A 15791-nucleotide genomic window follows, 5' to 3' on the forward strand; every position below is an offset into this window, starting at 1 on the left:
CGGTGTTAGCCCTTGGAGAGAATGTAAGCGGCATGGGTCAAGTATCCGTGTCCTGTTCTCAGTGAATTGGGAATCCCCTTCCTTTAGGGAGGGGAGCAGTCAATCGTAGAGCTCGGCGAAATAGCAGCGCTGCGCCGCCTTGGCGATGTAGCGCTTGACGGTGGCGAGGGAGATGCCCAGGCGCTCGGCGATCTCGGCATAGGGCATGCCGTCGAGCTGGGCGTAGAGGAACGCCTGGCGGACCGGCAGCGGCAGGTCTTCCAGTAGCTGCGCCAGCTCCAGCAAGGTCTCCATGGCGATGGCACGGACTTCCTCGCTGGGCTGCTCCGCCGCCGGTAGCGTCGCCAGGGCTTCGAGGTAGGCGCGCTCGATGTCCTGGCGGCGGTAGTGGTTGAACAGCAGCCGCTTGGCGATGGTGGTCAGGAAGGCCCGCGGCTGTTCGAGCCGCAGCAGGTCCCGGGAGCCCATGACCTGCACGAAGGCGTCCTGGGTCAGGTCGTCGGCGCTGTGCGGGCAGCCCAGCCGGCGCCTGAGCCAGCCGTTGAGCCAGAGGCGATGGTCCAGGTAGAGGCTGTGCAGCACGCTATGACGATCGACGTTGCCTGTGTCCACGGCGGGGTCTCGGTTTCCAGCATAATGATAATAATTCTTATTATGTGGGAAGCGTAGCGGCTCGTCATCACCCTTCCGATCAAATGCACGATTTGCCTGGCGCAGGCGTCGATCCCGTGTCCTACACCTGCTCCACCAGAGGCGGGCAGAGGGGACGTGACACCCTTCTTTTCTGCGCGCAGCGCCTCTACCTGGGGGCTGCTCGAACTGCTGCGCCTGGAGATCCATATACCGACGGTGACAGGCACTGCCTGGGGGGATCAGCCCGCGCTCTGCTGCTGCGCCGTCTTCTGCGGAAAGCGTCAGTTCTCGAATTCCTTGGGAAAGAGCATGACAGCGTCGCCGCGCTGGCCGTTGAGACCTGGCGCAAGCGGGATGCGCCCAGCTTGCCGCTGGGGTCCAAATCCTCCACCTTGCCCAGCGCCTCCAGGGATTCGGCCTCGTGGCCCAGGCGGGCCGGGTTGTAGGCGTAGGTGGTGAGGGACTGCAGCCAGATGTCCGCGCGGACCTCGCGCCAGTCCGGCGGCAGGCGGTGACTGGAGTAATAGGGCCGCAGGTGGTAGATCCGGGCGCCGGCCGGGCGCGGTGGGGGGGATTCGGGCATGGTGGGGGGCTCTTGGGCAGGATGGACGGATCGCTTCTCGCAAGGCCGGCGCCAGTGCCGGCAGCAGCTTCCCGCTTGCCGGTCCTGCGCGGCGCGTCGCGGCGCGGCGCGGGGCCGGTGCCCGGCGGGCGTTCGGTTTCGTGGCCACACTTGCCCGGCGGCGCCGTCTCCCCCGCGCCTTTGGACCCGGAATGTACCGGCGCGTGCGCAATGCGCCGGCCTTTCGTACGCATCCGTGGGCTTGCGCCTGGCCAGGGCGGGATTTGCGGGTGCTTGCGCCGCGTGGAACGGAGCTTGCTGTATATCCCTCGGATGCCGCCTTGCCGGTGGCGCGACAAATAGCTCTTCAGCCAGCCATGAAAGCCCTCAGATGCGGACTGCTGCCCGGCGAATCCCAGGCGGTGGTGGAGCGACTCAACCGACCCCTGCAGGTCTACCTGGAGCGCCGCCTGGGCCTGTCGGTGAAGCTGCTGGTCGGCAGCAACTACGTGGCCACTGTCGACCTGGGCCTGATCCGGCGCATCCTCGGCCTGCGCATGGCCCGGCACAACCTGAACAACAAGGAGTTTCGCTGAGAGCGCGACTGCACGGCTTTGAAGTTTGTTTGGTGTGCGAAGGGCTTGGTCAGTCTGCCAGCCAGGCAATGAGCGCAGCGACAACCAGGACCAGCACCGCCACGGCAGCGGCGAGCATTACGCCGACCATCTCGGAGCCGAAGCCCTGGGCCTTGTCCCAGGCGTGATCGGCAAAGCGCCCTGCGGTGCGATGCTGCCCCTCGACCGGCTGGAAGAGGTTGTCCGCACGGGTCGGGTCCGCATCCTCTTCGGTCTGCTGCCCCTGGTAGGCCTTCCTGGCCAGCATGCGGTCGAGCAGTCCGGGCATGAGCATGGTGCCGACGATGGCCTGCAGGGTGGCGCGCCCCAGCCAGAGTTCGCGGGGAGCCTCGGTGGCCGCCCGCAGGATGGCGCGCGCGGCCACCTCCGGCTGGTAGATCGGCGGCACGGGTTGCGGACGCTTGTCCATCTTGTTGCGTGCCCAGTCGAACTGGGGGGTGTTGTGGGCTGGAAGCTGCACCATGGTCAGTCGTATCCGGCTCCCGTCGTGGATGAGTTCGCAGCGCAGGGCATCGGTGAAGCCCCGGATGGCGAACTTCGCCGCGCAGTAGGCCGATTGCAGCGGAATGGCCCGATAGGCCAGGGCCGACCCCACCTGGACGATGGTGCCCCGGTTGCGTGGCGTCATATGGCGCAGGGCCGCCAACGTGCCGTGTACGAAACCGAGATAGGTCACCTCGGTGACGCGCCGGAATTCCTCCGCACTCAACCGGCTGACAGGGCCGAAGACGGTCACCATCGCCGAATTGACCCACACGGCGATTGGCCCCAGTTCGGTTTCCACCCGGGCGGCCGCCCGCTCGATGTCTTCGGCGTTGGCGACGTCGGCGGCGATTGTCAGGACTCTGGCGCCGGCCGACTGCAGTTCGGCCTGGGTGTCGGCCAGGCCCCGTTCGCTCCGGGCGATCAGCGCGACCTGGTAGCCCGACCGGGCAAAGGCATGGGCGGTAGCGCGGCCAACGCCGGCGGTGGCGCCGCAGATCACGACCGTGAGGGGGGAGTCGGCCATGGGCGAAGTCTCCTGGGCATGCTCAGGCGAGGCGGGTCTGGCCAACGGTAAGCGTCGTAGGCGGTTCCTGCCGGCGTAATGGTGACGAATCGGCCCCAGGGGCACACTCAAGGCTATGATCAGCCCGCCTGCGATCAGACTGCCCTCGGCTCCGGGTGCAGTGGCTCCGGAGAGCAGCCAGGACGCAACGAGCAACCACATTTGCGCAGGTATTCGCCTTGCTTTTCCATCTTTCCATCGATTCGTCTCGTGTCGGGCTCGCCGAATCGCACTCTGCAGTACAGGATTCATTGAAGTACCGACCGGAGTCCCGCTGGACGAGTTCCAGGCCCGGGCCAGGGAGGGGGCGCCCCATGGCGACGGGTAGGATGCCGTAGGCGGCACGCCGTACAGCCTTGTAAGGAGCGGGCGATCCTTCCTGCCGATTGCCGAGACGCCCTTGAAAGGCAAGTTATCGAACTATTGATTCGGCCTATTAATAGACTGACCAAGTTATTCTTGGAAACCGCGAAAACCGGATTTCCTGACAAATTTATTTTTAGGTTTGGTTAATAACGACATTGCATAGCGTGCGCTGCTCGACGAGGGGCTGGTACAGGCCTATCTGAGCATGGATAGCCGCGAGCTCGGTTGTCAAAGCTAGCGGATGCTCAAGCGTCTGGCGCAGGGCGAGCCCGTCCCCGAGAAGGTTCTCGTCGACAGCCACGTCGTCTACCTGCCCCAATCACTGCCGGGCATCTCCTTGAAGCGTTGAGAAAAGGTTTTCCTGCCAATTGCAGATCGGCTATGGCCTCCGACTACTGGCTGCATGTAACAGATGCCCGGGACCTATCATTTCTATCGGAGTTCTGCAACCTGCAAGGATTCGATTTGAAAAGATCGCCAGTGTGCCGCTTTCTTTCCGTTGGTGGTCTGCTTTGCGGGCTGCTGCCCGTATTTTTTAGTGATGCTGAGTCGTTGCAATTCGCACTGCTCGCCAAGCGGGCCGACCAATGCTTCTACATCCTGGCTAGCGAGGGCTGCGCCGAGGCCGCCCGGGCCCAGGGCGATACTTGTCTATTGCTGGGCCCTTCATCAGGGCCTACGCATTTCCGCCAGCAAAATCAAGCCCTGGAGCAGGCCCTCGACACGGACCTGGATGGTATCGCCCTGGCGGTGACCCGGTCGAAGTGGCTGGCCGAGCATGCCCTGAAACGGGCGGGCCGGATACCATTGATCACTATCAATTCGGACTTGGAGCCGGCAGAGCGGCATCTGCGCCGTGGCCATGTCGGACTCGACAACCTTGTCTTCGGCCAGCGGCTGGGCATGCTCGCCCAGCGCTTCAGGCCGCAGGGTGGAAAGCTGTGTGTCTTGAGCCTGCAGGACACCTACCACAAGGAGCGCCTGCAAGGCATCCGCCGCCAACTTGGCGGTATCCCGGACCAGGCGGGAACCGATCGGCTGAAGGGAGAAAATGGCTGGAGCGAGCCGAACCGCTGCCCCCTGGAGCGAGCCGAAACGCCAGAGCGCGCGCTACTCCAGCTCACCACCTTGCTGAACACCCGCCAATTCGACGTCATCATCAGCATCGGCAGCTGGCCGATTTACCGGGCTGACATGTACCGCCGACAGCTCGGCCCGCTGCTCGCCGAACTCGATAAACAGGGGTCGCGCCCGGCCATCATCATCACCACCCCGGAGGAACCCAACGCGGCACAGCGCGCGCTGCTCGACGACGGTCTGGTACAGGCCTATCTGAGCATGGAAGGCCGTGAAATCGGCCGCCAAAGCTACTGGATGCTCAAGCGTCTGGTGCAGGGCAAGCCTGTCCCCGAGAAGGTTCTCGTCGACAGCCGCATTTATCTGCCCCAGTCGCCAGCACATATCCCGGCGGAGCGTTGAGAAGGGGGCCTCCTGCCAATTGCAGACTGTCCCTCCGACTACTGGCTGCGTGTAACGGATGCCCAAGGCCTATCATTCCTGCGTGCATTCTGCGATTCGCAAGTATTCGATGTGAAAAGATTGCCGTTGTGCCGCTTTCTTTCCGCTGTCAGCCTGCTTCTCGGGCTGCTGCCCGCTCCTCTTGCCCGTGCCGAGCCCTTGCAGTTCGCGCTGGTCGCCAAGCGGGTCGACCATCCCTACTTCATTCTGATTGGTGAGGGCTGTGCCGAGGCGGCCCGGGCCCAAGGCGATACCTGTCTGTTGCTGGGCGCTTCAGGGTCGGCGCATTTTCGTCTGCAGAACAGTGTCCTGGAGCAGGCCCTCGCCAAGAACCTGGACGGTATCGCCCTGTCAGTGACCCATTCGAAGTGGCTGGCCAATCACGCGCTGAAGCGGCTGGGCCAGACGCCGCTGATCACCTTCGATTCGGACCTGGAGCCCGCCGAGCGGCATTTGCGCCGCGGCTACGTCGGGCTCGACAACCTGGCTTTCGGCCAGCGGCTGGGCATGCTCGCCCAGCACTTCAGGCCGCAGGGCGGAAGGTTGTGCATCCTGAGCGGCGGCGGCCCACACGACATGAGTTACCAAGAGCGCTTCAAGGGCATTCGCCAGCAGCTCGGCGGCATCCCAAGCCATGAGGGGGCCGATCGGCTGAGCGGGGAGAATGGCTGGAGCGAGCCGGACCGCTGCCCGCTCTTTGGCGCCGACACTCAACAGAGTGCGCTGTTCCAGCTCACCACTCTGCTGAGTTCCGACAGCCAGGTCGATACCCTCATCAGCCTCAGCCCCTGGCTGGTTCATCGAGCCGACATCTATCGACGGCAAATCGGCCCGCTGCTCGCCGAACTCGATAAAAAGGGTGCGCATCCGGTCATCATCATTGTCACCCCCGAGCCTGACGCGGCACGGCGCGCGCTGCTCGACGAGGGCCTGGTGCAGGCCTATCTGAGCGCGGAAAGCCGCGAGATCGGTCGCCAGATTTACCGGACGCTCAAGCGTCTGGCACAGGACAAGCCCGTCCCCGAGAAGGCTCTCGTCGAAAGTCGCGCCTATTTGCCCCAATCGTCGCCGGACATCCCGGCCAAGCGTTGAGTCGGCGTGTGAAGGTACTGGCCCACATCAAAATATCACCGGATTGGTTGGGTGTTGCACTCTGTTTGCGCGATCGCCTTCATGACACTGCGTGCAGTCAACTTGAATGCAGGAGATATATCCATTCCGGCACTCTTCAAGCCCTTCGCCGTCCATACGTTGCAGGTATTCATTAAATGGTACTCACCCACTCCCTTGTAAAATTGACTCTCCCCATAGAGGCCATCCTTCATTTTCAGTATTTCTTCCCTCTCATTCTTATAGAAGCTACCCTCAATAAAGCTCATCAACGACCGAAGCTCATCATCAGTCAAACATAACCTTGCCATTTCGGTATTGGAAAAGTGCTCATCGACCGCAGTCGGCACTGCAACCGCATGCACTACCGATTCACTCGGCCAAAATATCGCCCTCAGCGTTACCCCTGTCGTTATTTCTTGAGCCTGATAAAACTCCTCGTCCCCCCAGCCCACCTCAATATAGGCCGCACTTCCAAACCGCCTCTTTAATTCGGGAAGCCTCCTTTGTACCTCTTCTGCTGGAAGAACAAAGCCAGTATGCCAACCATGACTTACTATATATACTTCATTGCTTCCCCTCCCCGTAAACCCCTCGGAACCTTGAACCACAGATGGTTTCGCCGAGCATCCTGATACGAGGACCAATAGCATTAGTAACAAAATACTTTTCATGGCATGGCTTTCATGAGCAGTTTTCCGGGTTCTCTTGAGGCGGATCGGCGGTGACCTTATGGCGAGGCCTGGACGACCTGAGAAACTCCCAAAGCATCACGAAACCGCCAGTGAGCAGGAGCGCAATCGAACCACTCATGACAAACGCGCCGAGGCCGAAAACAAGCGTAAGCGGTCAGTTATCGGCGTCTATCAATCGGCGGCCCGAATGCCCATGATAGTGTCCACCTAAATTAGGTGGACACCTATGTCAGAGAAAGACTCAGTTAAGAGTAGTCGGGCGTAGCCGCGATGGTCGCCGTCGGTACGATGAGAAGGCAAAGCGCGCGTTGGTCGAAGCCTGTTTACGGCCCAGGGTATCGGTTGCTCGCATGGCGCAAGAACACGGCATCAATGCCAAACTGACTACGCGCTTCATCAAGCTGTTCGCAGCCGGGATGCTCCTCGAACACCTGCCCACCGTCGTGTCAGGCAGTCTGCTGGGCAAGGCACTTCAGTATCTGAGCGGGCAGTGGCCGAAGCTGATCCGCTACGTTGAGAACGGCGCTTGGCCGATCTCGAACAACCTCTGTGAGAGTGCAATCCGGCCCTTCGTCGCCAGCGCACATGCCAGCGCCAATCTCTACTCGCTGGTCGAAACCTGCAAGGCGAATCCGCTGATCAGTTCTCTGCAAGCGCCGCCGTACCTCCCTGAGCGGCGTCACTGATCTCGCCTGCAATACAGAATGCATGACGGCGCAATTTCTATGCGATGTGTGCAGCGAAGCCGAACTGATCCGGAGCAATATCAGGTCGCAACGTGAGTTCCGGGATGTGGTACGCACCAGTATTCTGCGGGCGAAATGGTATCGGCGTAATCTTCCAAAGGTCATCAAGACGTTGTCCGAGCGCGTCACAGATCTTTGAAAATCTTGTTTCGTCAATTCGGCTTGTCCGATAGATCACGAACGGTGGCAAGACGTCGAAGCCGGGGTAATACAGAATCCCATGCTGGATGGGGAACAACACATCATCCATGGGGCCATTGATACCCCGCGGGCTGTAATGAGATTCCCATCCGCCCGCAGTGACGATCAGCATCGCTCGCTTTCCTGCCATCGTGCCTTCCCCATAGCGGTCGCCCCAGCGTGCGTCGGAGTGTTCCCCTACGCCATACGCGAAGCCATACGCATAGACGCGTTCCACCCAGCCTTTCAGGATCGCCGGCATCGAGAACCACCACAGGGGAAACTGCAGGATGACTGCATCCGCCCACAGTAGCTTGTCCTGTTCGAGTGCGATGTCTTTGCTCTGCCGACCATTCTCGAACGCACGCTTGGAGTCAAGGGTTGGATCAAAGCGGGCATCGGCCTGCCTATCCGTGCTGTCGTCTGCATCGAGCGATGCTTTCCACTTCATTGCATACAGGTCTGATACCTGGACGACGTGTCCAGCATCCTCAAGGCGTTTGACCGAAAAGTCCTTAAGCGAGCCATTCAATGACTTGGGTTCGGGATGGGCATAGACGAAAAGAACATTCATGGCTGGGCCTCCATTGCTAGACGGGAGCAGGATGGAACTTTGCCAGGTATATTGGAAATGAATATCCAATATTCCAGGTATTGTCATGAATAATCTCAGGCGGCTGGACCTCAACCTGCTGGTAACCCTCGATGCTCTGCTCTCGGAACACAACGTGACCCGTACTGCAGAGCGCCTGAACTTCTCTCAACCTTCGGTAAGCGTCCATCTAGCCAAGCTGAGGGATATCTTTGGCGACCCACTGTTACTCCCGGGGCCACGAGGAATGCGGCCTACCGCGAGGGCCGACGAGTTGCGCGAACCTTTGCGGCAAGCGCTTGAGGCACTTGAGCGCGCGGTGTCATCCGCCAGCCTCTTTGATCCAGCCAAGGCCCGTCATACGTGGCGCGTTGCCGCGTCCGACTACAGCGAATCGACGATCCTGCTGCCAGCTTTGAGCAGGTTGCGTTCGGCGGCGCCTGGTACCCGGCTGGCAGTCCTTGAAGTTGTGCCGCCACGCATAGCCAGGCAAGCGGAGCGGGGGGAGATCGATCTTGCTTTTCATACCAGCGAGGACGCTCCGTCTGGCTTGCATCGCCAAGCGCTCTTTACGGAGCGCTATGTTCTGGTAGGCCGCGCAGGTCATCCGCGCTTGAAAAGACGACTAACGCTTTCGCAATTCTGCGAACTCGACCACGTGATCGTGTCGCCGGATGGTGGGGGGTTTCGCGGCATCACGGATAAGACGCTCTCGGAGGCAGGCCTGGCGCGCCGGGTGGTGCTTTCCGTTCCGCACTTCCTGTTTGTAATGTCGGTCTTGGCGAGCACTGACCTCGTGGCGATGTTACCTTCGCGCTTGGTTCGCAACACCCGTGCGCTGCAGGTTGTCGAGCCGCCTGTTGATGTACCGGGCTACGAGATGGCCATGCTCTGGCATGAGCGCTCCCATCGCGACCCCGCGCATCAATGGCTGCGTGAGTACATCGCAAATTCGGTGTGATCCGTGCAAAGCGTTCCACCTCTCAGGCTTTATCGATGGCTAGCAGGTGGCAGTCAATGAAGAATCTTCTTTTCGGCAAGCAGCCAGCTGAGCGTGCATGAAGTCCATCGACCAGCAATGATTGATCGCCTCAGGCACTGCGAGCGGCTCGGGCCTTGCGCCGAGGAGGCCGGGCGACTCCGGACTGTGCGGGTTTCAGCGCCCGGATCGCCCCGCCTGTTGGTCGAGAGACGTGCCGCTGACGGGGCGCTGAAGTCCGACTGGCTGTCCCCGGTCATCGACTTCGCCCGAGGCTGGCTGGTATGGGGCTCGGCTGGCGGTTACGCAGCTGAGCCCTCGAAACCCCCTGTCGTCCTTCTTCAAGCGAGTGCTTTTACCATTGGGCATTTTCCCTGAACTATTCGAGCTGGAGTCCGCTCTACCCCCTTGAGTCGGGGGCATGCCTTGCCACTCGTTTCAACGAAACGCCAAAACACGGGACGCAATGAAAAAGGAGATTACGACTAACCATTGAGGAGGATTGTATGTTTGTCCACAACAAGCGTCTTCAATACACCGTCAGGGTTGCGGCACCGAATCCTGGCCTTGCAAACTTGCTGTTGGAGCAGTTTGGTGGGCCGCAAGGCGAACTGGCTGCGGCGATGCGTTATTTTACCCAGAGCCTGGCCGAGGATGATGCGGGCCGGAAAGACCTGCTGATGGACATCGCGACCGAAGAGCTCAGTCACCTGGAGATCATCGGTTCGATCGTCGGCATGTTGAACAAGGGGGCCAAGGGCCAACTGGCCGAGGGCGTCGAGAAAGAAGCCGATCTCTATCGATCCTTGACCGGCGGTGGTAACGACTCCCACATGACCGCCTTGCTGTATGGTGGCGGCCCGGCATTGACCAACTCGGGTGGCGTGCCCTGGAGTGCCGCCTACATCGATACGATTGGCGAGCCCACGGCTGATCTACGCTCCAATATCGCGGCCGAGGCCCGTGCCAAGATCATTTATGAGCGCCTTATCAATGTCACGGACGATGCCGGCATCCAGGACGCACTCAAATTCCTGATGACGCGCGAGCTGGCACACCAGAAATCGTTCGAAAGGGCGCTGCATGCGATGCAACCCAACTTCCCCGAAGGGAAGCTGCAGGGTATGCCCGAATTCACCAATACCTACTTCAACATGTCCCAGGGCGCGGGCGATATGCGAGGTCCCTGGAACCAGGGCGCCGAATGGACGTTCGTCGAAACGCCGCAACCGGCAGTCGATGGGGGGGATGGCATGGCCACCGTGACCCTTCCCGACAAGGATGTGAAGGTATGGAAGCAGATGGCCGCGCGCACGATGTCGAACCCCACTGCTGACCCGGGCACCGGTGCGGATCCCGGCGCCGGTGCGGCTGGCAAACCCCATTAAGGGAAGCGGCTGATGCCGTGCTCTTCTGGTCCAGCATGCGCTGGGCCGGAGGAGCAGGCGCTGTGCTGACTGCTCCCCCGCCAAAGAACAGCACAGCCCGGCTGTCGCGGCGTACGGCCAGCGACTCGCCGGGCATGAGCAAGCACGAAGCCAACACCCTGCAGTGTCTATACTCCAGTCGCCGGGACCAGACCGCCTGTTCTGGCACTTGACGAATCTCAACGGAGAGCGTTCGTGACACACGATGAGCCCGCCTATGGCCTCTGGGGATTGGTGATCATCAACTCTCTGGTGTTCATCATCTTCGCTTTCAGTTTCTTCAAACCGAAATCGGCGCGCGACTGGCGCAGCTTCGGTGCTTTCAGCGCATTTCTGGTGGCGCTGTTTACCGAGATGTACGGTTTTCCGCTGACGATTTACCTGCTCTCCGGCTGGCTCGGCAGCCGTTTTCCCGGCATCGATTTTCTGTCGCACGATGCCGGACATCTGCTGGAGACCTTGTTCGGCTGGAAGGCGAGTCCCCATTTAGGGCCGTTTCATATTGCCAGCAACCTCTTGATCGTCGCGGGCTTCTGGTTGCTGGCCTCCGCCTGGAAAGTGCTTTACGACGCACAGCGTGCCGGGGAACTCGCGACGACAGGCCCTTATGCCAAAGTCCGTCATCCCCAATACATGGGGTTCGTACTGATCATGTTCGGCTTTCTGTTGCAATGGCCGACGCTGATCACGCTCGTCATGTTTCCGATCCTCCTATTCATGTACGCGCGATTGGCGAAATCCGAAGAGCGCGACACGCTCGTCCAGTTCGGTGACGCTTACCGCCATTACATGAACGAAGTACCGGCTTTCATTCCTCGTCTCGGGGGCCAAAAACCGCTCGCGAAATCCTGAATTCGCCGTGGTATGAGGTGACCTGAGAAAACGGCCCGGTAGATTTTAGTGATGCCGAAATCAGCTGGCAGGGTGGGGCGTTGTTGCAGTGCTCGGCTGATGCGAGAGCCTGGACGGCGACAGCCTGCGCAAAGTTGTCACCAGTCATCTCAATACCCGTTCGCCAGTGGCGGCGGCCAGCTGAGGTGTCCCTATGAGGACGATGAAGACGGCGATTGATCCGGTCTGCGGCATGAGTGTCGAACCGGCGAAGACTACGGCCAGCCAGGAATATCAGGGGCGTCGCTTCTGGTTCTGCTCGAGCCGCTGTCAAGCCGCGTTCACCCAGGCGCCCGAGCGCTATGTCGGCAATGCTGCGCATGAAGGCAGTAGCCACGATCACAGGCATGGAAACCCGCACGAAGGCAACTCGACAGAGATGATGTCTGCAGCTTCCGGCAAGACGCATGGCTTGGGCGAAAAGGCCAAGGATCCCATCTGCGGCATGATGGTGGACAAGGCGACGGCCCTGAAGACCGAGCGCGGCGGGCGCACTTACTATTTTTGCAGCGGGAGCTGCAAGCAGATCTTCGAGTCGCCGGAGGCCGAACTCAAGCGCATGAAAACGCGGGTGGCTATCGCGCTCACCGGCGTGCTCGCGCTGGCCATCCTGCGTGCCGGCGCCTTTATCGGTCTCGCTGCCGGCGCCACCCTCCTGACCTGGGTGCCGTTCCCCGCGCTGCCGTTTTTCACCTGGGGCGTGTGGCTGTTCCTGCTGGTTACCCCGGTGCAATTCATTGGCGGCTGGAGTTTCTACAAGGGCGCGTGGAATGCCGTCCGCACGCGCGTTATCAACATGGACTTCCTGATCGCACTCGGCACCTCCGTCGCTTATTTCTACAGTGTCGCCGTGCTGTTTTTCCCCGAGGTGCTGCCAGTCAAGGTCGAAGAGCGCGACGTCTATTTCGAGGTGTCGGCAGTGATCATCGCCTTCGTACTACTCGGCAAATACATGGAGGAGATCATCAAGAAGAAATCCTCGGCCGCCGTGCGGCGCTTGCTGGATCTGAAGCCGGCCACGGCCCATGTGCTGCGCGAAGGCAAGGAAGAGGAAATCCCGGCCGAAAGCATCATGGTCGGCGAAACCGTGGTGGTGAGGCCGGGTGAGAAGATTCCCACCGACGGTGAAGTGAGCGACGGCGAGTCGAGTGTCGATGAATCGATGCTGACCGGTGAGTCGATGCCGGTGGAAAAGAAACCCGGAGCTGCCGTGATCGGCGGCACGCTCAATCGCTCGGGCCTGTTCCGCTTCAAGGCCACGAAGATCGGCGCGCAGACTGCGCTGGCGCAAATCATCAAGATGGTGGAGGACGCCCAGGCGAGCACGGCGCAGATCCAGCGCCTGGCGGACAAGGTTACCGGCTATTTCGTCCCGGCGGTGGTGCTGGTCGCCGTGCTTGCCTTTCTCGGCTGGTGGGCGCTCGGGAATTTCCCGCAGGGCCTGCTCGCCTTCATCGCCGTGCTGATCATTTCCTGCCCCTGTGCGCTCGGTGTGGCGACACCAGCGGCGCTGATGGTCGGCGTTGGCAAGAGCGCGGACAAGGGCATTTTGATCCGCGGCGGCGAAGTCCTGGAGCGAGCGGAAAAACTCACCACGGTGGTATTCGACAAGACTGGCACCATCACGCGTGGCGAACCGACTGTCACCGATATCGTGCCGATGAAGGACTTGAATGAAGCGGGCGTTCTGGCACTGGCTGCAGCCGTCGAGATCGGCTCCGAACATCCGCTTGGCGAAGCCATGGTGCGCGCGGCCCAAGAACGCGGTTTGGTGCTCGAAGCGGCTCATAGCATCAAGGGTATCGCGGGTCACGGCATCCGTGGCGAGTTGCACGACGCCACTGTCTGGCTCGGCAATCGCCGCCTGTTCCTGCAGCAGGGCATTGCTATCGATCATGCCGAACAGGCCATGATGCAGCTGGAAGCGGAAGGCAAAACCGCCATGCTGGTCGGCCAAGGCCACGATCTGCTGGGCATTATCGCGGTCGCTGACACGCTCAAGCCGGAAGCCGCCGAAGCCGTCAGCGAACTCAAGGCGCGTGGCATCCAGGTCGTGCTGCTGACCGGCGACAACCAGCGCACGGCCGACGCCATTGCCCGGCAGGTCGGCATCGGGCGGGTTATCGCCGAGGTGCTGCCCGAAGACAAGGTGTCGGTGATCCAGAAGTTGCAGCAGGAAGGGCAAGTCGTGGCCATGGTCGGCGACGGCGTCAACGATGCCCCGGCGCTCGCCACCGCCGATATCGGCATCGCCATCGGTACCGGTTCCGATGTAGCCAAGGAAACCGGCGGCATCATCCTGATCAAGAACGATGTGCGCGACGTCGTCACTGCGATCCAGCTGTCACGCGCGACCATGCGCAAGATCAAGCAGAACCTGTTCTGGGCTTTCATTTACAACACTGTCGGCATCCCCGTCGCGGCTTTCGGCCTGCTCAATCCCATTATTGCCGCCGCCGCCATGGCGCTCAGTTCCCTGTCGGTGATCGTCAACTCCGCGTTGCTCAAGCGTGCCCATATTGAAAGCAGCGAGGTGGCCATGGCATGAAACGCAAGGTTCAGCCCATTTGCATCCTGGTCAGCGCTGTCGGTATCGCGGTCGTGTTTTACCTGTTCGGGCTGAGTGGCAAATCGTTTGCCGTAGCCGCGATTTTCCTGGTGTGCCCGGTCTGGACCCTGATACAGACCACGCGCATCGTGCGCCAGTACGACAAGGACGTGGCCGAGATCCGTCGGAAACTACAGAGGAAGAATTTGCCATGAGACGTCATGCGCTTCGTCATCCGGGATTTCCGGCGCCGCGGACAGGTAGACCTCTGCTCTGGCTCGCCGTGTTGGCACTGCTGTTTGCGTTTGCGACTGCATACGCAGATGTCCTGGAGCAGCCGGTACGCAAGGAGGGCCTGGTGATCTACTACGGCGTGTTGCCGGCGGAACTTATCGTACTGCAGGAACTGGACGTACCGGGCACGCACATGAAGCCCAGCAGTGCGCGCGGCGCTGGCACTCACCATGTGGTGATAGCCCTTTTCGATGAGGCGACCGGCAAGCGCCTGTCGAACGCGTCCGTGCAAGCGCGCGTCGAGCCCCTAGGCGGTGCGGCCCAGCAAAAGACTCTGGAGCCTATGCAGATTGCCGGTACCGTGACCTTCGGCAATTTCTTCCGCATGGACGCCGATATGCCCTATGTCATCCATTTGCGCATCCGCCGGAGCGATAACCACTCACCCGATGTGGAGGTGGCCTTGCCTTACCGCCATTCCTCCCGTTAACGCCCTCCAAGGAGGCACCATGAGCCGACATGACTTTCCCCTTCGCAGCGCCGGTCGCGCGAACTGGTTTTTTCTCGGCTTCCTCGCCATCGCCGGCTATTTCCTGCTGACCGAGCACCGGGCCCACGTCGTTCCCTACCTGCCATTCCTGTTGTTGCTGGCCTGTCCACTCATGCATCTGTTCATGCATGGCGGCCATCGGCACACCCGCGAGCACGATGGCCATGAGCGCGAGCACGAGCATGCAGGGGAGCCGGGCGACGAGACGAAGTGACAGGCGGGCCATATCCCCTTCCTGCCCAGGTAACCTTGCTGTTTGAGTTACTCCAAGGCCGCCGTCAAGAAATCGTGCTTCATAGCACAATGAAAAAAAGCCCGACCTGCACGGAGAGGCCAGGATACGCTGAATTCAGCTCCCCCCTATGACAGGATCACCAGGCGGTTGGGTAGCTCGTTGCGTTCATGGGTGGCAGGCATGTGCTCTTTGAGTAGCGCGCCGCAGGCCTCGATGCAGGTGAGAAACCCCTGCAGCGTCTCACCGCGCTTCACCTGGGCGATGAAGGTCTCGACGATGGCCTGCCAGGTGGCGTCATCCAGATGGCTGGCAATCCCCCTATCCACCAGAATCTCCACATAGCGCTCGGCTTCCGAGACGAAGATCAGCATGCCGCTTTCCGCCTCAGTGTGATGCAGGTTGAGTTCGATGAACTGCCGCCGGGCCAGGTTGCTGGCGCGCCAGTAACGTACTGGTCGAGGGATCAGCCGGATGGTGATGGCGGGAAGGCGAAACAGCAGGCTGCACAGGATGAAGGTCGCCCATTGCGCCAACAGCAGGTCCCCCGCGCTTAGCCAGCCTCCGAAGACGTTCAGCGAGCCGGGCAGCAGCAAGGCGAGCAGCCCGGCCCAGAGCAAGGGGATATAGGTGTAGTCGTCGGCCCGTGCCGCCAGTACCGTCACCAGTTCGGCATCGGTATCACGCTCGATCCGCTCGATCGCCGCGGCGACCTGCTGCTGTTCGCTTTCCGTCAGCAATTTCATCCGATTTGCGCGAGAAACCCCGTACTTCTAGTGCGGGGAGGGATAGCGCGGCGCCCGCAGGGCGCCCCTGTTCTCGCTGCCTCCTTCTCAAGTGGTTGC

Annotated in this window: 15 protein-coding genes and 2 pseudogenes; 12 read left to right on the forward strand and 5 right to left on the reverse strand. The window is 61.1% G+C overall.

Annotation, left to right across the window (positions count from 1 at the left end):
* Positions 1 to 99 precede the first annotated feature (99 nt).
* Positions 100 to 612, reverse strand: a complete 513-nt coding sequence (locus ACYVD0_RS09635) for a sigma-70 family RNA polymerase sigma factor (protein WP_460426626.1) — start codon at positions 610 to 612, stop codon at positions 100 to 102.
* A 960-nt stretch (positions 613 to 1572) separates the two neighbouring features.
* Between ACYVD0_RS09635 and ACYVD0_RS09640 the strand changes: the two genes are divergently transcribed.
* Positions 1573 to 1791: a hypothetical protein gene (locus ACYVD0_RS09640; protein ID WP_460426627.1), complete on the forward strand. Its 219-nt coding sequence runs from the start codon at positions 1573 to 1575 to the stop codon at positions 1789 to 1791.
* Positions 1792 to 1840: 49 nt separating this feature from the next.
* Here the strand turns inward: ACYVD0_RS09640 and ACYVD0_RS09645 are convergent, their stop codons facing one another.
* Positions 1841 to 2839: an SDR family oxidoreductase gene (locus ACYVD0_RS09645; protein ID WP_460426628.1), complete on the reverse strand. Its 999-nt coding sequence runs from the start codon at positions 2837 to 2839 to the stop codon at positions 1841 to 1843.
* A gap of 957 nt (positions 2840 to 3796) precedes the next feature.
* Here ACYVD0_RS09645 and ACYVD0_RS09650 point away from each other — a divergent pair.
* Together ACYVD0_RS09650 and ACYVD0_RS09655 are read left to right on the forward strand one after the other, a co-directional pair.
* Positions 3797 to 4723 carry a substrate-binding domain-containing protein gene (locus ACYVD0_RS09650; protein ID WP_460426629.1) on the forward strand — a complete coding sequence of 309 codons (927 nt, stop codon included), beginning with the start codon at positions 3797 to 3799 and terminating at the stop codon, positions 4721 to 4723.
* A 111-nt stretch (positions 4724 to 4834) separates the two neighbouring features.
* Positions 4835 to 5854, forward strand: a complete 1020-nt coding sequence (locus ACYVD0_RS09655; protein WP_460426630.1) for a substrate-binding domain-containing protein — start codon at positions 4835 to 4837, stop codon at positions 5852 to 5854.
* Between the two features lie 35 nt (positions 5855 to 5889).
* Here ACYVD0_RS09655 and ACYVD0_RS09660 read toward each other — a convergent pair whose 3' ends face one another.
* Positions 5890 to 6546: a TIGR02117 family protein gene (locus tag ACYVD0_RS09660; RefSeq protein ID WP_460426631.1), complete on the reverse strand. Its 657-nt coding sequence runs from the start codon at positions 6544 to 6546 to the stop codon at positions 5890 to 5892.
* Between the two features lie 305 nt (positions 6547 to 6851).
* On the opposite strand from ACYVD0_RS09660, the pseudogene ACYVD0_RS09665 reads away from it, so the two are divergent.
* Both ACYVD0_RS09665 and ACYVD0_RS09670 read left to right on the forward strand, forming a co-directional pair.
* Positions 6852 to 6980 (forward strand): annotated as a pseudogene (locus ACYVD0_RS09665) (transposase); the annotation flags it as partial.
* Positions 6969 to 7208, forward strand: a pseudogene (locus ACYVD0_RS09670) (IS66 family transposase); the annotation flags it as partial. The pseudogenes ACYVD0_RS09665 and ACYVD0_RS09670, both read left to right, overlap by 12 nt.
* Before the next feature lie 82 nt (positions 7209 to 7290).
* Here ACYVD0_RS09670 and ACYVD0_RS09675 read toward each other — a convergent pair.
* Positions 7291 to 8067: an NAD(P)H-dependent oxidoreductase gene (locus ACYVD0_RS09675; protein ID WP_460426632.1), complete on the reverse strand. Its 777-nt coding sequence runs from the start codon at positions 8065 to 8067 to the stop codon at positions 7291 to 7293.
* A gap of 85 nt (positions 8068 to 8152) precedes the next feature.
* On the opposite strand from ACYVD0_RS09675, the gene ACYVD0_RS09680 reads away from it, so the two are divergent.
* From ACYVD0_RS09680 to ACYVD0_RS09710, 7 genes are all read left to right on the forward strand, one after another.
* Entirely contained in the window at positions 8153 to 9046 is an 894-nt protein-coding gene (locus ACYVD0_RS09680) for a LysR family transcriptional regulator (protein WP_460426633.1), read from the forward strand.
* Positions 9047 to 9570: 524 nt separating this feature from the next.
* On the forward strand, positions 9571 to 10452 hold the full coding sequence (locus ACYVD0_RS09685) for a manganese catalase family protein (protein WP_460426634.1): 882 nt from the start codon (positions 9571 to 9573) through the stop codon (positions 10450 to 10452).
* Positions 10453 to 10686: 234 nt separating this feature from the next.
* Positions 10687 to 11343 (forward strand): methyltransferase family protein, encoded by a 657-nt coding sequence (locus tag ACYVD0_RS09690; protein WP_460426635.1) that lies wholly within the window; start codon positions 10687 to 10689, stop codon positions 11341 to 11343.
* A 202-nt stretch (positions 11344 to 11545) separates the two neighbouring features.
* The gene (locus ACYVD0_RS09695) at positions 11546 to 13930 is read left to right on the forward strand and encodes a heavy metal translocating P-type ATPase (RefSeq protein ID WP_460426636.1); all 2385 of its coding nucleotides are present in this window, start codon (positions 11546 to 11548) and stop codon (positions 13928 to 13930) included.
* The gene (locus ACYVD0_RS09700) at positions 13927 to 14145 is read left to right on the forward strand and encodes a hypothetical protein (RefSeq protein WP_460426637.1); all 219 of its coding nucleotides are present in this window, start codon (positions 13927 to 13929) and stop codon (positions 14143 to 14145) included. The genes ACYVD0_RS09695 and ACYVD0_RS09700 overlap by 4 nt, the downstream gene beginning before the upstream one ends.
* A complete protein-coding gene (locus tag ACYVD0_RS09705; protein WP_460426638.1) occupies positions 14142 to 14654 on the forward strand; it encodes a hypothetical protein in 513 nt (170 codons plus the stop codon). Before ACYVD0_RS09700 ends, ACYVD0_RS09705 begins: the two co-directional genes overlap by 4 nt.
* Before the next feature lie 19 nt (positions 14655 to 14673).
* A complete protein-coding gene (locus tag ACYVD0_RS09710; RefSeq protein WP_460426639.1) occupies positions 14674 to 14928 on the forward strand; it encodes a DUF2933 domain-containing protein in 255 nt (84 codons plus the stop codon).
* A gap of 146 nt (positions 14929 to 15074) precedes the next feature.
* Here the strand turns inward: ACYVD0_RS09710 and ACYVD0_RS09715 are convergent, their stop codons facing one another.
* The gene (locus tag ACYVD0_RS09715) at positions 15075 to 15692 is read right to left on the reverse strand and encodes a TPM domain-containing protein (protein WP_460426640.1); all 618 of its coding nucleotides are present in this window, start codon (positions 15690 to 15692) and stop codon (positions 15075 to 15077) included.
* Positions 15693 to 15791: the final 99 nt, after the last annotated feature.

This window comes from Azotobacter armeniacus (assembly GCF_054779355.1).